The 14767-nt window shown below is 74.4% G+C and carries 10 protein-coding genes; 6 read left to right on the top strand and 4 right to left on the bottom strand.

Annotated elements, in window-relative coordinates; all coding sequences use genetic code 11:
• Positions 1 to 16 precede the first annotated feature (16 nt).
• Together DV701_RS17440 and DV701_RS17435 are read right to left on the bottom strand one after the other, a co-directional pair.
• Positions 17 to 3385, bottom strand: a complete 3369-nt coding sequence (locus DV701_RS17440) for an ATP-dependent helicase (protein ID WP_228255101.1) — start codon at positions 3383 to 3385, stop codon at positions 17 to 19.
• Positions 3382 to 6642 (bottom strand): ATP-dependent helicase, encoded by a 3261-nt coding sequence (locus DV701_RS17435; protein ID WP_114931341.1) that lies wholly within the window; start codon positions 6640 to 6642, stop codon positions 3382 to 3384. The genes DV701_RS17440 and DV701_RS17435 overlap by 4 nt, the downstream gene beginning before the upstream one ends.
• Positions 6643 to 6788: 146 nt before the next feature.
• Between DV701_RS17435 and DV701_RS17430 the strand changes: the two genes are divergently transcribed.
• The 4 genes from DV701_RS17430 to DV701_RS17415 all read left to right on the top strand — a co-directional run bounded on the left by DV701_RS17430 (position 6789) and on the right by DV701_RS17415 (position 9924).
• Positions 6789 to 7460 (top strand): TetR/AcrR family transcriptional regulator, encoded by a 672-nt coding sequence (locus tag DV701_RS17430; RefSeq protein ID WP_162803112.1) that lies wholly within the window; start codon positions 6789 to 6791, stop codon positions 7458 to 7460.
• A 40-nt stretch (positions 7461 to 7500) separates the two neighbouring features.
• Positions 7501 to 7728, top strand: a complete 228-nt coding sequence (locus DV701_RS17425; RefSeq protein WP_114930224.1) for a DUF3107 domain-containing protein — start codon at positions 7501 to 7503, stop codon at positions 7726 to 7728.
• A 166-nt stretch (positions 7729 to 7894) separates the two neighbouring features.
• On the top strand, positions 7895 to 8173 hold the full coding sequence (locus DV701_RS17420; RefSeq protein ID WP_202863579.1) for a GlsB/YeaQ/YmgE family stress response membrane protein: 279 nt from the start codon (positions 7895 to 7897) through the stop codon (positions 8171 to 8173).
• A gap of 254 nt (positions 8174 to 8427) precedes the next feature.
• On the top strand, positions 8428 to 9924 hold the full coding sequence (locus DV701_RS17415; protein WP_114930222.1) for a DEAD/DEAH box helicase: 1497 nt from the start codon (positions 8428 to 8430) through the stop codon (positions 9922 to 9924).
• A gap of 26 nt (positions 9925 to 9950) precedes the next feature.
• Here DV701_RS17415 and DV701_RS17410 read toward each other — a convergent pair whose 3' ends face one another.
• The gene (locus DV701_RS17410) at positions 9951 to 10829 is read right to left on the bottom strand and encodes a PHP domain-containing protein (RefSeq protein WP_114930220.1); all 879 of its coding nucleotides are present in this window, start codon (positions 10827 to 10829) and stop codon (positions 9951 to 9953) included.
• Between the two features lie 98 nt (positions 10830 to 10927).
• On the opposite strand from DV701_RS17410, the gene DV701_RS17405 reads away from it, so the two are divergent.
• Complete coding sequence (locus tag DV701_RS17405; RefSeq protein ID WP_114930218.1) at positions 10928 to 11617, top strand: hypothetical protein; 690 nt, start codon at positions 10928 to 10930, stop codon at positions 11615 to 11617.
• A gap of 7 nt (positions 11618 to 11624) precedes the next feature.
• Here DV701_RS17405 and DV701_RS17400 read toward each other — a convergent pair whose 3' ends face one another.
• Positions 11625 to 13145, bottom strand: coding sequence for a threonine/serine exporter family protein (locus DV701_RS17400; RefSeq protein WP_114930216.1), 1521 nt, complete (start codon positions 13143 to 13145; stop codon positions 11625 to 11627).
• A gap of 68 nt (positions 13146 to 13213) precedes the next feature.
• Between DV701_RS17400 and DV701_RS17395 the strand changes: the two genes are divergently transcribed.
• Positions 13214 to 14746 carry an aminopeptidase P family protein gene (locus DV701_RS17395; RefSeq protein WP_114930214.1) on the top strand — a complete coding sequence of 511 codons (1533 nt, stop codon included), beginning with the start codon at positions 13214 to 13216 and terminating at the stop codon, positions 14744 to 14746.
• The last annotated feature ends 21 nt before the right edge of the window (positions 14747 to 14767 follow it).

Genomic DNA, 14767 nt, shown 5'->3' with positions numbered 1-14767 from the left:
CTGGTCCGGGGCGGCGCTACCGGTGGTTCCGTCCCGGCGTCGTCGCCGGCTCCGACGGTGCGTCGTCGGTCAGGGCGGACAGAAGCTCCTCCAGCTCTCGCTCGTCCGGCATGTTGGGCCGCACCGTCTCCCCGGTCGCAGCGAAGAAGAAGGCCGCTCGCACGAGAGCGGGCTCGCGCCCGGTGAGCCGGGCGTAGGCGAGCCGGTAGACCGCGAGCTGGAGGGCCCGCTGCGACCGCTGCTGCTCGGTTCCGGGCCGCCCGGTCTTCCAGTCCACGATGGTGACGCCGCCGTCGAGGTCCTCGAACACGGCGTCCAGCCTGCCCCGGACGCTACGACCGGCCAGGGTGGTCTCCACCGCCACCTCGACCTCCAGCGGCACCCGGTCCGCCCACGGGCTGGCGAGGAAGTGGCGCTGGAGCACCTCGAGCTCCTCCTCCGGGTGGTCCTCCGGGTGCCCGGCGACCAGCTCGTCCAGGTCGACGAGAGCAGCGGCCGCATAGTGCTGCTCGACCCAGGCGTGGAAGGCGGTGCCCAGCCGGGCGTGGGCCGCCGGCGGGGTCGGCAGAGGTCGGCGCAGCCGCGCGCGGAAGCCCGCCGGGTCACCCGCCAGGTCCACGACGGCCGACGTCGACAGGTGCTCCGGGATGCGGGCGCCGGGGCTCGCCAGCCGCGCCTCCGCCCGCTCGGTCAGCAGCTGCCGGACGACGTCGCCCCAGGGTCCCTCACCCGATCTGACGGGGGTCCCGGCGGCGCGCGCCGACACCAGGGCCGTCGCCACGTCCCGCACGTTTCGGCGCCGGTCCGAGGGCGCGACCGGCCACGGGGCGGTCTCCTCCTCCGCGAGCCGCGGGTTCTGACAGGCCACGGCGTCGTCCGGGTCTGGCATCGGCACCCACGTGCGGACGGTCACCGGCGACCCGGGCGCCGTCATGACGTCCTTCAGGAAGCGCGAGGTCACGCGCGGCCGCTTGCCCGTGGACCAGACCGGGGCGGTGAGCAGCATCCGGTGCCGGGCCCGCGTGAACGCAACGTAGGCGAGGCGACGCTCCTCGCGCACGGCGTAGACCCCGCCCTCGCGGTAGACCCGGTCCAGCTCGTCCTCGAGCTCGTGGGTGTCCGTCACCGAGGCCCAGCCCAGGTCCGGGCGGTCCTCCCGGTCTCCCCGCAGGGGGGTCGGCAGCCTGCCGATGCCGGTGAGCCACGTCTTGTCGCGACGCTCGCCCACGACCCACTCTCCCCCGCCCGCCTTGGCGGGGGACCCGCCCGCCGGGAAGGTGCCCTCCACCAGCCCGGGAACGGCCACGAGGTCCCACTCCAGGCCCTTGGCCGCGTGGACGGTGAGCACCTGGACCGCGGAGGTGTCCACGCTGACCTCGGCCAGCTCGGGGACCTCCGCCTCCTCCAGGCCGCGCTCGTGCTGCCGGGCGGCGTCGAGCCAGTCGAGGAAGCCACCGAGGCTGACCCGGTCGGCAGCAGCAGCGAACCCGGCAGCGACGTCGGCGAGCGCGTCCAGCTGCGCGTGTGCCCAGGACGGGTGCAGGTCCGGGTCGGCCGCGACCTCCAGGTCGAGCCCCAGGAGCCGCTCGGCCTCGATGACGAGGTCGGGCAGCGGCAACCCGACGAGGGACCTCAGTCGGCGCACCACCCCGGAGAGCCAGGCGACGCGCGCCTGCGCCTCGGGCCCGAGGTGACGACCCTCGGGGTCGACCCAGCCGGACGGGGGCGGGTGGTCCAGCGACTCGGCGAGCAGCGGCGCGTGCTCGCGGCCGAGGTGCTCGTAGCCCGCCGGGGGGCGGGCCTGCTCGCGCGCCCACGCCCACAGCGCGTCGACGTCCGCGGCACCGAGGCGGCAGACAGGTCCGGTCAGCAACCGCATGACCTGGTCCCCCCTGCTCGGGTGCTGGACGGTCCAGAGGAGTGCCACCAGGTCCAGGATCTCGGGGGTGTCGAGCAGCCCGCCGAGGCCGACCACCTCGACGGGCAGGCCACGCCGGCGCAGCGCGTCGACGAGGACCGGGAACTGTGCCCGGGCGCGGCACAGGACCGCCGCGGTGCCGACCCCGGGGCCGCCCCAGTGCTCGCGCACCCAGTCGGCGACGTGCTCGGCCTCGGCGACGTGGTCCAGCAGCCGCGCCGCCTCCACCGTGCCCCCGCCCGCGGCGGGGCCGGCGCGCAGCATCTCCACGGGGATGCGGGTGGTGGCCTGCAGGTCCGCGGCCACCGCGTTGGCCGCGGCGAGCACGTCTCGGTCGTTGCGCCACGAGAGACTGAGGTTGAGCACGGCGGCCGGTCGTCCCTGAACCGTGAACTCGCGGGGGAAGCGGGTGAGCGTGCCGGCGCTGGCCCCGCGCCAGCCGTAGATGGACTGGTGCGGGTCGCCGACGGCCGTCACCGGCAGGTCCTCGCCGGCGAACAACGAGCTCATGAGGACCATCTGGGCCTCCGAGGTGTCCTGGAACTCGTCCAGCAGCACCGCCCGGTAGCGCGAGCGCTCGGCCCCACCCACGGCGGGGACGTCCCGCGCGAGCCGCGCGGCCAGCGCCATCTGGTCGCCGAAGTCGAGCGCGCCCCTGGCGTCCTTGGCGGCACGGTAGCGCTCGACGAGCGGGTAGATCAGCGCCTGGGCGCGCAGCGCCGCCGCGGTGTTGCGCCCGACCGCCTTCGGGCGACCGCCGTCCCGCCCAGGCAGGCCCCCGACGCGCGCGGCGACCCGCTCGACCCACGCGAGCGCCTCCTCCGGGTCGACCAGGTGCTCGCCGAGCTCCCCGGCCAGCCCCAGGACGGCGCGCACGACCGTGGACTCGGCATAGGGCATCTGCGACATGTCACCGTCGTGGGCCGTCACGACGTCGTGCGCGAGCTGCCAGCAGGCTGCCTCGGACAGCAGCTGCGCGTCCGGCTCAACCCCGAGCAGCAGCCCGTGCTCGCTGACCACGCGACCGGCGTAGGCGTGGTAGGTGGAGACGGTGGGCAGGTCGAACGCGTCCCGGCCCATGTCTTCGTCGTCCGCATCGTCCTCCGGGCTCCACAGCCCGGCCTCGCTCAGCAGCCTCAGCTTGCCGGTCAGGCGTTCGCCGAGCTCGAGCGCCGCCTTGCGGGTGAAGGTGAGCCCGAGAACCTCGGAGGGGTGCACGTGCCCGTTGGCGACCAGCCAGACCACGCGCGAGGCCATCGTCTCGGTCTTTCCGGACCCGGCGCCCGCCACGACGACGGTCGGCGACAGGGGCGCCTCGACCACGGCGGACTGCTCGGCTGTCGGCTGCGGCGTGCCGAGCGCGTGCGCCAGCTCCGAGGCGCTGTAGCGCGACCTCGTCGGAGCCGGTGGGTGCGTCGTCACGGGCACGCCCGGCGGCTTGGCGGCGGGCCGCGTGCTGCCCGTCACCGTTCCTGGCCCTCGGGCTGGAGGGGGCAGCTGAACCGGGCCGAGCAGTGCCGGCAGGCGTCGCCGATGCGCGCGTCGAAGGTCGCCCCGGCCATCCCGGTGGCGGTCGCGACCAGCATCGTCCGGGCCCAGCCCGGGTCCTCGTCCTGGTCGACCGGCGGTTGCGCCTGGGTGGTCGGTGGCCGGCTGCCGGTCCCGAGCTGAACCAGCTGGGCGCCGCCGCTGCCTGCACCAGGCGCCAGGTCCTCGAAGGCACCCTCCTGGACGGCGACCTGGTAGGCGCCGAGCTGGGCGTGCCGGGCGATCTCGGCCGCCGCCGGCTTCGTGCCACCGGTCTTGAGGTCGAGCACGACGAGGGCGCCGTCGGCGTCCGACTCCAGCCGGTCCACCTGGCCGCGCAGCCGCGCGGTGCGCGTGCCCTCGGCTGGGCTGTCGTCGTTGGACGGGTCGGGCCGCACCGTGACCGAGAAGCCGATCTCGGTGCCCACCAGCGAGCGGCCGGCGGCGCGAGACTCCTCCACGTAGCGGCCGTAGCGGACGATCATCTCGCGTGCCCGCAGCCGGCTGCGCTCGGCGACCCAGTTGGCCGGCAGACCGAGCTCCGGCCAGCGCCGCTCCAGCTCCGCGGTGAGCTCGTCGATGCCGGCCTCGGGCCGGGTCGCGACCACGTCGTGGACGAGCGTGCCGATGTCGGCCCGCACGACGTCGCCGGACTCGGCCCCGCGCGAGGTGAGGAACCACTGCAGCGGGCACTCCATATACGCCTTGACCCTCGACGGCGAGACCGGGACCGGCCCCTCGGGAGTCACCGGCCGGGAGGATGAGACCTCGCGGACGTCCCACCACCGTCCCGGGTCGGCACCCACGACGTCCTCGTCCGCCAGAACGAGCAGTGTCTCGACCGCGGCGTCCCTGCGGGCGGTGTCCCCGACCCGCTGGGAGGCGACCGCCTCCCGCCGCAGCTGCCCGACCAGCCCCCGCAAGGTCAGGGGCGGCGGGACCTCGACCGGAGGACGGTCCCGGTGGCGGGGGTCCACGAGGTCCAGGAGCACCGACGGCTGGTCCTCGGTGCTGGCCACCGCGGAGACCAGCAGCAGCTCCGTGGCCCTGCTGACCGCGACGTGGAACTGGCGCAGCTCGTCCGAGCGCACCTGTCCCTGCGCCGCGCGCACCGCCTCCGGCCCGTCCACGGGACGACCGCGCAGCGCCGCCACGAGGGACTCCGAACCCAGGAGCGTGTCCCGCAGCCGCAGGTCCGGCCACACACCGTCCTGGACGCCCACCACGGCGACGACGCGCCAACGCCGACCGGCGCTGGACTGCGGCGTGAGGACCTCCACCGACGCCTCGGCGCGCGCGCCGGCCACCAGCGTGTCAGCTGCCACCTCCGCGCTGCGCACGTGGTCGAGGAAGCCACGGGGTCGGCTGCCGGGCAGTCGCTCCACGTAGGACTCGGCCGCTCCGAAAAGCACCAGGACTGCATCCAGGTCGCGGTCGGCACGGGCCCCCAGCGGCCCGCCCCCCAGCGCCTGCTCCCGCCACAGCGTCGCCAGGCCGCTGGCCTCCCAGAGCGCCCAGAGCACGTCCTCGGCCGTTCCGCGCGGCTCCCGGTCGAGCGCGGCGCGCCCGGCGTCCAGCACCCGCCCGACCCGCACCAGCGGTGCCAGGTCCGGGTGCAGCTGCGCCGGCGTCGTGGCGCGCAGGCCGGCGTCGGACACGACGTGGGCCAGGACCTCACCGGCGGCGCGGCCACCACCGGCGGCGAGCTCCTCGCCGCGCAGCCGGCGACGGAGGCGACGCAGGTGCACCGGGTCCACCGCACCGAGCGGGCTGGTCACCAGCTCCACCGCCTCCTCCGGCGTCACGGCCCACGGTGACCCGGGGTCGCGGGTGACGACGTCGAAGGCGAGCAGCAGGGGGGCGACGGCCGGGTCCTGACCGACCGGCAGGCCGGCCCGGTCGACCCGCACCGGGACCCCGCCAGCCGCGAGCGCCCGGCGCACCGAGTCCTGCTGGGCGCCGGAGCGGGCGACCACGGCCATCTCCGCCCAGGGCACCCCCTGTCCCAGATGGGCGGCGCGCAGCACCCGGGCGACGTGGGCGGCCTCCTGAGCGCGGCTGCGCGCCACCGCTACCCGGACGGTGCCGCCGTCCCCCTCGCCGAGGTGCGCGCGACCAGCCGGGCGCACCGTCTCCACGTGGCGGTGGGCGGCACCGACCGTGGTGCCGATGCGGTCGGCGACCCGGGCGACGACGTCAGAGAGGCGCGCGCCGCCGTAGCGCCGCCCCAGGAGCACCCGCGGCACCTCGCTGCTCCTGCCGGGCGCGTCCGGATCGGCCCACAGCCGGGGCTTCGGAGCACGGTGCAGCTCCTGGCCGAGTCCGACGAAGCGGTCGGCGACCGCCCCGCGGAACCCGAGCACGCCCGAGTCCGGATCGCCGACGAGCAGCACGTCCGCGGTCGGCGGACGCAGGACCGCGACGAGCCGGGCGGCGGAAGCGGTCAGCTCCTGAGCGTCGTCGACGACGAGGACCCGCAGGCGTCCGCGCACGGCGTCCAGCAGGTCGGGGTCGTCCTCGAGCACGTCCGCGGCGGCGGTGCAGATCCAGGCCGGGTCGTAGGCGCCAGGCTCCGACAGGGCCGTCACCTCGTCGTACTCCTGCAGCACATCGGCGGCCGCGTCCCACTCGGGCCGTCCGTGCTCGCTCGCCAGGCCCCGCAGGTCGGAAGGCTCCAGCCCGTGCTCGACCGCTCGCATGAGCAGGTCGCGCAGCTGGTCGCGGAAGCCCGCCGTGGGCAGCGCCGCGCCCAGGTGCTCCGGCCAGTCCGGTGCGGTGGCGGCACCGGCAGCGTGCCCGGACAGCAGCTCGCGCAGGACCACGTCCTGCTCGGCACCGGAGAGCAACCGTGGCAACGGCTCGCCGGACGCCACCGCGGCCAGCCTCAGCACCGAGAAGGCCAGCGACGACGGGGTCCTGGCCAGCGGCTCGACGAAGGTGCGGCCCAGGCCCCGCCCGACGGCGGTCCGCAGCCTGGCGGCCGCCTGCCGCGTGGGCGCCAGGACGAGGCACGCGTCAGGGTGCAGGTGGTCCTGCAGGATCCGCTGCTGCACGTGCCGCACGACCGTGGTCGTCTTGCCCGTGCCAGGGGCTCCCAGCACGAGCAGGACGCCCCCCCGGTGCGCGACCACCCGCTCCTGCCACGGGTCGGGCAACCAGGTGAGGGCCCCGGAACCGTCGCCGTCTACCTCCGTCATGTTCCCCATCACATCACCGGCCCCCGACACACCCGCGGCCCGGGGACGCCCCGGGAGCCTGTTCATGCCGTCCCCGGGGCACACGCGCCCTGCGACACGCCGGGACCGACCCCTAGGATGTGCGGCAACGGAGACAAGGAGCGCCGGTGACGACACGCACGACCCGCGGTCGCGAGGCACGTGTCCGCCTGCCCCGCGACGAACGCCGAGCGCTGCTGCTGGAGGCCGCGCTCGCCTCGTTCTCGGACAAGGGCTACCACGCGACCGCGATGGACGACATCGCCGACCGGGCCGGGGTCTCCAAGCCGGTCCTCTACCAGCACTTCGACAGCAAGCTCGAGCTCTACGTCGCGCTGGCCGCGCGCGTCTGCGACGACATCGTGGAGACGATCGAGTCCGCGCTGGACTCCACCGCGGACAACGGCGCGCGGATCGGGGCCTGCCTGCACGGCTTCTTCGCGTTCGTCGACCGACCGGGATCGGGCTACCCGCTCGTGTTCAGCTCCGACATGGGGACCGACCCCGCCGTGGCCCCGCTCCTGGAGAGCGCTCAGACGAGATGCGGCGAAGCGATCGGGAGGGTTCTGCAGGACGAGACCGAGCTGAGCTGGGGGGAGTGCGTGCTGCTGGGGAGCACGCTGGTCGGCATGGCCCAGTCGGCGGCGCGGCACTGGGTGGAGAGCGGCTCCACGATCCCCCTCGAGCACGCGGTGGAGCTGGTCAGCACGCTGAGCTGGCGGGGCATGGGCGCCGTCCCCCAGTCCTCCGAGCCGGCTGCGCCCCGGGCGGGCGCCGACACGGACCGCACCGCGGGCTAGGCTCGTGGGAAAGTTCAGCCCCACAAGTGAAGGAGATCGCGTGGAGATCCGCATCGGAGTCCGGGACGTCGCCCGTGAGGTGACCTTCGAGTCGGACAGCACGCCCGAGCAGGTGCGCTCGCTGATCGCCGAGGCCCTGTCCTCCGGCTCCGCCCTCATCGAGCTGCAGGACGACAAGGGCGGCACCGTCCTGGTGCCGGCCGCCGCGCTGGGCTACGTGGAGATCGGCTCCCCCGAGAAAGGTCGGGTCGGCTTCGGGTCGCACTGACCGCGTCCGCCCCCGCCGACCGGCCGCGGTGGCGCGTCGGTTCGCCCTGAGCGCCGAACGGCCGTAATATGTGGACGTTTGTACAGGCGCGCGCAGCACCGAGGTCTGCGCGCCCGGCAGGGGACAGCAGTCACCCTGCCCTCCACACCCGAAAGGTCAGACTCACATGATCACGACCATCATCGTCTCGCTCATCGTCGGCTGCATCGTCGGCCCGCTGGCCCGGCTCATCCTGCCCGGACGTCAGAACATCTCCGCCGGGATGACCGTCCTGCTGGGTGCCATCGGCTCGCTCGTCGGCTCCTGGATCGGCGCCCAGTTCCTCGGCACCTCCGGGGCCCAGTTCAGCTTCTGGGGCCTGATCCTGGGCACGGTCTTCGCCATCGTGGCCGTGCTGATCTACGGCTCGATCACCGGTCGTGGCGACCGCGCGGTGACTCGCTGACCAGTTCTGCAGCTACCGCCGACGGCGCGTCGTCCCGACCGGGACGGCGCGCCGTCGATGTGTGATGGTGCTTGCGGCCCTCCGAACCGCTACCCTTGAGGGGTTCACCGGTGACCGGTCGGCCGCATCCGCTGCGGTTGCTTCTGGTCGGGCGCGTCGCCCGACCACCCCGAGAACTTCTCCGATCGGCCCGCGCGAGCCCGCGCACGCCATACCGCGTGCCCGGCCCAGCCCGACCGATCGGAAGAGAACCCATGCAGGAAACCGTCACGAGCTTCGCCGACTACGGCCTTCACCCCGACCTCGTCCGCGGGCTCACGGACAGCGGGATCACCCACCCCTTCCCCATCCAGGCGATGACCTTGCCGGTCGCGCTCTCCCGGCACGACATCATCGGCCAGGCCAAGACCGGCACAGGCAAGACCCTCGGCTTCGGACTGCCGCTGCTGCACAACGTCGTCGCGCCGGGCGACGCGGGCTTCGCCCAGCTGACCGCCCCCGGAGCCCCGCAGGCCCTCGTCGTCGCCCCCACCCGTGAGCTGGCCGGCCAGGTGTCCGGCGACCTGGCCAGGGCGGGTGTGCACCGCGGCATCCGGGTGCTGACCATCTACGGCGGCCGTGCCTACGAGCCGCAGATCGAGGCCCTGAACAAGGGCGTCGAGGTGGTCGTCGGCACGCCCGGCCGCCTGCTCGACCTCGCCGCCAAGGGCCACCTGACCCTGGCCCACGCGCGGACGGTCGTGCTCGACGAGGCCGACGAGATGCTCGACCTGGGCTTCCTCCCCGACGTCGAGAAGCTGCTCGCGCTCACGCCGGCCGGTCGGCACACCATGCTCTTCAGCGCGACCATGCCGGGCGCCGTCGTGTCGCTGGCCCGCCAGTACATGACCCAGCCCACGCACATCCGGGCCATGAGCGAGGACGGCGAGGGCCGCACGGTGGCCGCCACCGAGCAGTTCGTCTACCGCGCGCACGCCCTCGACAAGGTCGAGATGGTCGCACGCATCCTGCAGGCGGAGGACCGGGGCCGCACCATCGTCTTCACCCGCACCAAGCGGACGGCCGCCAAGGTGGCCGACGACCTGAGCGAGCGCGGGTTCGCCGCCGCCGCCATCCACGGCGACCTCGGACAGGGGGCCCGTGAGCAGGCGCTGCGCGCCTTCCGCAACGACAAGGTCGACGTGCTCGTGGCCACCGACGTGGCGGCCCGCGGCATCGACGTCGAGTCGGTCACCCACGTCATCAACTACCAGTGCCCCGAGGACGAGAAGACCTACCTGCACCGGATCGGGCGCACCGGCCGGGCCGGCAAGACCGGTGTGGCGGTCACCTTCGTCGACTGGGACGACATGCCGCGGTGGGGCCTGATCAACAAGGCCCTGGACCTGGGTTACCCGGAGCCGGAGGAGACCTACTCCTCCAGCCCCCACCTCTTCGCGCAGATGGGCATCCCCGAGGGGACACGCGGCACCCTGCCCCGCTCGGCCCGCACGCACGAGGGACTCTCGGGCGAGAAGCTGGAGGACCTCGGTGGGCGGGAGCCACGCCGCGCCTCCGGTCACGGAGGGGGCCGCGGTCAGGGCGGCCGTAGCCAGGGCAGCGTCCGCCGGGGCGGTGCCGGCAGCCCGGGGCACGGCAGCGCGCCGAAGGAGGAGGCCAGCTCCGCGAAGGCGGGCTCCGGCGGTGGCCAGGGCCGGCGCCGTCGCCGCACCACGCGTGTGCGCAGCGCCTCCCAGGGCAGCACCGACTGAACCGGGCCCCGCGACGGGCACCGGCCTCAGCGAGGGGCCGCCCCCAGCAGCGCCGTCCCCGAGGCACGCGACAGGATCTGCCCGAGCACGGCGGGCGAGGTGGTGTTCTCCCCGAGCCGGTTCGGCTTGCCCGCACCGTGGTAGTCCGAGGCCCCCGTCCGCAGCAGACCCAGCCTCGTCGCGAGGTCGGCTGCGTGCGCGCGCTCGTCCGGTTCGTGGTCACGATGGTCCACCTCGAGCCCGGCCAGCCCGGCCTGCGCCATCCGAGCCACGACGTCGTCGTCGACGGTGCGTCCGCGCCCACCGGCGAACGGGTGCGCCATGACGGCGACCCCGCCGGCCCCGACGACCAGCTCGGTCGCCCGCACGGGGTCGGGCGCGGCGTGGGCGACGTAGTAGCGGCTGCGCGAGGAGAGGATGTCGACGAAGGCGGCGTCCCGGTCCGGGACGACGCCCCTGCTCACCAGCAGGTCCGCCAGGTGGGGCCGTCCGAGCGTGGCGCCCTCCCCCGCCAGCGCGACGAGCTCCTCGTAGCTGACCGGGTAGCCGTCGGCGGCCACCCGCTCCACCATCGCCCGCATGCGCGTGTCCCGGCTGAGCCTGCTCGCGGCGAGCTCGCCCGCCAACGCCTGGTCCGTGGGGTCGGGCAGGTAGGCGAGCAGGTGGACCGAGATCCCCCGCCAGCTGCAGGACACCTCGATGCCCGGCACGACCACCACCCCAGCCTCACGGCCGGCCCGGTCGGCCTCGTCCCACCCCGTCGCCACGTCGTGGTCGGTGAGCGCCACGACGTCGAGACCGGCCGCTGCGGCGCGGCGCACCACGGTCCCGGGCGGCTCCGTGCCGTCGCTGTGGCAGGAGTGCGTGTGCAGGTCGACGACCGCGTCGGGGTCAGGGAAGGCCATGGGCACACGGTATGCCGCGACGCAGGCGGCATACTGGACCACCGAGACGAGACACGACCTCCGGACCGACCGGAGGCGGAGCACCCCGAGGGAGCTGCATGACCCTGACGACGCCGACCACCCGCCGGCTGGCTGCCGCCGGACTGGCGACCGCGCTGGCCGTGGCCACCCTGTCCGGGTGCGCCGAGGAGGCCCCGACGCACGAGGAGACGACCAGCTCCTCCACCGACGCGGCGCCCACGACCGCGGACTCCGCGACGGCCACCACGGCGGCACCGGACGGGGCCCCGACCACTGCGGACGCCGAGCAGAAGACCGAGGAGCCGGCCGACGAGACGTCCTCGCCGACCTCCCTGGAGTCCTCGGACGGCAGCTTCGAGGTCGAGGTCCCGGGCGGTTGGGAGGACGCGATCGACATGCTGGACGAGAAGGGAGTCCTGCTGGCCGCCAAGGACACCGAGCGGGTGGACGACTTCTTCACCAACGTGGTGGTCACCACGGAGAAGTCGGTCAAGAACCTGACCGCGTCCGTCGCGGACGCGGCCAAGGAGCTCGCGGGCAAGGACGGGGACTACGAGCTGCTCGACGCCATCGATGTCGACGGGGAGGACGCCCCGGGCTACACGCTGGTGCGCGAGGTCAAGGACACGCAGGTGCACCAGGTGCAGCGGTGGATCAACCACGACGACAAGCTCTACGTCGTGACGTTCTCCGCGGTGGAGAGCCAGGCCGAGCAGACCGCGCCGCTGCTGGACGAGATCCTCGGGTCCTGGTCCTGGACCGGCTGACAGGGGGTCACCCGGAGACGTACCGGCTCTCCGAGCGGCGGCGGGCCAGCTGCGCCGCGCGGTCCAGCCCGAGGCGACGGCGGGCCAGGTAGCCGCCGATCGACAGCCCGGCGGCCAGCGCGACGCCGGTGGAGACGGCGGTGACGAAGTGGGTGACCGCGCCGCCGACGACCGCCGGCGTGCCCTCCTGCATCAGGTAGATGGCGCGGTAGACCGCGAGCCCGGGGAGCAGGGCGACGACGCCGGCCGTGCCGACCGCCAGCTCGGGCAGCCGCAGCCGGCGGTGCACGGCATACGCGAGCGCGCCGACCGGTGCCGAGGCCAGCGCGGTGCTGGAGACCGCCCCCAGCCCCAGTGCCAGCCCGAGCTCGAAGACCAGCCAGCCGAACACGGCGACGAGCACCGCCACGAGCGTCGTGCGGCGACCGGTGTAGGTGCCCAGGCAGAACCCGAGCGCGATGAGCACGGCGCCGGCAGCGCTCTGCAGCGGCGTGCCGCCCACCGCGACGATCGGCGAGGCCTCCATGGGGATGCCGAACCGGTGCGCGAACCCGATGACGAGGGCCACACCGACCGCGATGCCGATGGTCATCATGATGACCTCCATCCCCCGTGCGCCGGCCGTGACGTAGTAGCCGTCCAGGGCGTCCTGGGCAGCCCCCATCACGCCGAGACCGGCGAGGAGCATCACGATGCCGGAGATGACGACCAGCGAGGGTCTGTCCACCCCCGGGACGGAGATGCCGTTGGCGGCCGCCGCGTAGAGCGCCAGGGCGAACAAGGTCGGGACCGCGGCGCTGACCACCTGGGCGAAGAAGGCGGCGAGGCGGATGCCGTACATGACGCGCTGGACGCGGTCGACCACCGCGGCGGACACGGCCGCCACCAGCCACATGCCCGGCTTGGCACCGAAGAGCATGACCACGCCGACGGCCAGCAGCGCCGCGCCGAGCGTGACGACCCACCGCCGGTAGGGGTGGGGCGCACGCAGCACCGCGTCCAGCTCGCGCCTGGCGTCCTCGATGTCGCGCAGGTCGGTGCCCGACTCGGCCGCGTGCACCGCCTCGTCGACGATCCGCTGCACACCTTCCAGCCGCGTGTAGTCCGGGGCACGCCCGGGGATGACCCGCATCACCGACAGCGGGTCCTCGTCCAGGCCGCGGTGGATGGAGACGGTGATCGAGGTGAAGGTGACGTCGACGTGCGCCGAGCGCACGCCGTAGGCGTGCATGAGGCGGAGCAGGTTGGTCACGCAGTCCGCTGCGGACGCGCCCGTCGACAGCATCGCCTCCCCGACCCGCAGCGCGAGGTCGATGACCGAGCGGGCGTGCCGCTGGGACACGTCGTCGGCCCCGAGTCGCAGGCCCAGAGCCATCGTCGGCGGGGACACGCCGCGCACCACGCGCGCGGCACGCAGGCGCCAGACCCGGCCGCCGACCCTGCGGGTCTCCCTCAGGTCCGGCGCGGTCACCCGCTGGGGCCCCGTCACCTCTCCGGTCACGGCAGGGGTCGGGTCGGGCTCGCTCACCCGACCAGCGTAGGGCGTCCTTCCTGACCGGGAGCCGGGCGTCCCCCACCACCACCTACGATGTCCGGGTGAGCGAGAAGCAGCACAAGGCAGAGCACCGCAACCGCCCCTCCGGGGAGGCGTTCCGCGCCTTCATGGGAGGTGGGTGGGCACCGCGCAGCAGCGGGCTGCCGGAGCTGACGGAGGCCGCGAGGTATGCCGCCCGGCGCCGGGCGGCGGTCTCCGCCGCCCACCCGGGGGTCCGGGTCGTCGTCCCCGCCGGCGGGCTGAAGATCCGTAGCAACGACACGGACTACGTCTTCCGCCCGCACAGCGCCTTCGCCAACCTCACCGGGCTCGGTGCCGACCGGGAGCCCGACGCGGTCCTGGTCCTCGAGCCGCGGGTCACCGGGGACGGCGAGCCGGACGGGCACGACGCCGTCCTCTACTTCTACCCCCTCGCCGACCGCGACACCGAGGAGTTCTTCGCCGACTCCCGGGTCGGCGAGTTCTGGGTCGGCCCGCGCCCGACCCTGGCCTCCGCGGAGGCCGAGCTGGGCGTGGCCACGCGGCACCTGGACGAGCTGCCCGACGCCCTCGCCAAGGACGCCGGCCCCGGCGGGCTGGGGCTGCTCGTCGTCCGGGACGCCGACCGCGAGGTCGCCGCCCTCGTCGACCAGGTCCGCGGCCAGGCGGGTCTGACCACCGACGAGGCGTCGGTGTCGGCCGCCCAGGAGCAGGACCAGGAGCTGGCGCGCCTGCTGTCCACGCAGCGGCTCGTCAAGGACGACTGGGAGGTCCGCCAGATGGTGGAGGCTGTCGAGGTCACCGCCGTCGCCTTCGACGCCGTCGTCGCCGAGCTGCCCGAGGCGGTGCGCCGCGGACGCGGGGAGCGATGGGTGGAGGGCGTGTTCGGCCTGCACGCCCGGCACGCGGGCAACGGGGTCGGCTACGACTCCATCGCGGCCGCCGGCGAGCACGCCACCACCCTGCACTGGATCCGCAACACCGGCGAGCTCCGGGAGGGCGAGCTGCTGCTCCTGGACGCCGGCGTGGAGACGGACTCGCTCTACACCGCCGACGTCACTCGCACGGTGCCGGTGGACGGCACCTTCTCCCCGGCTCAGCGCAAGGTCTACGAGGCGGTCCTGGAGGCGCAGGAGGCGGGCCTGGCGGCCGCGCGGCCGGGCAACCGGTTCAAGGACGTGCACGCCGCGGCGATCGAGGTGATCGCCCGCCACCTGCTGGAGTGGGGGCTGCTGCCGGAGGGTGTCACGCTGGAGCAGACCCTCGACGCCGAGGAGGGTCAGTTCCACCGGCGCTGGATGGTCCACGGGACCAGCCACCACCTGGGCATCGACGTCCACGACTGCGCGCTGGCGCTGCGGGAGGACTACGTCGAGGCGGAGCTGCGCGAGGGCATGGTCCTCACCGTGGAGCCGGGACTGTACTTCAAGTCCGACGACCTCCTCGTGCCCGAGGAGCTGCGCGGCATCGGGGTGCGGATCGAGGACGACGTGGTGATCACCGCCGACGGCAACCGCAACCTCTCCGCCATGCTGCCGCGCACCGCCGACGAGGTCGAGGCCTGGGTCCGGGCGGGAGGGAGCCGACCGGTCTGACCGTCCCGGACCGAGCTCCGG

This window comes from Ornithinimicrobium avium (assembly GCF_003351765.1).
GTDB classification, from domain to species: Bacteria; Actinomycetota; Actinomycetes; order Actinomycetales; family Dermatophilaceae; genus Ornithinicoccus; species Ornithinicoccus avius.
The sequence above is the reverse complement of the archived record's forward strand: the minus strand, read 5'-3'. Positions and strand labels throughout refer to the sequence as shown.

Coding starts and splice junctions, on each gene's coding strand:
- DV701_RS17435 (WP_114931341.1), bottom strand. CDS start 6,642: ATGACGGAGGTAGACGGCGACGGTTCCGGGGCCCTCACCTGGTTGCCC.
- DV701_RS17420 (WP_202863579.1), top strand. CDS start 7,895: ATGATCACGACCATCATCGTCTCGCTCATCGTCGGCTGCATCGTCGGC.
- DV701_RS17415 (WP_114930222.1), top strand. CDS start 8,428: ATGCAGGAAACCGTCACGAGCTTCGCCGACTACGGCCTTCACCCCGAC.
- DV701_RS17410 (WP_114930220.1), bottom strand. CDS start 10,829: ATGGCCTTCCCTGACCCCGACGCGGTCGTCGACCTGCACACGCACTCC.
- DV701_RS17405 (WP_114930218.1), top strand. CDS start 10,928: ATGACCCTGACGACGCCGACCACCCGCCGGCTGGCTGCCGCCGGACTG.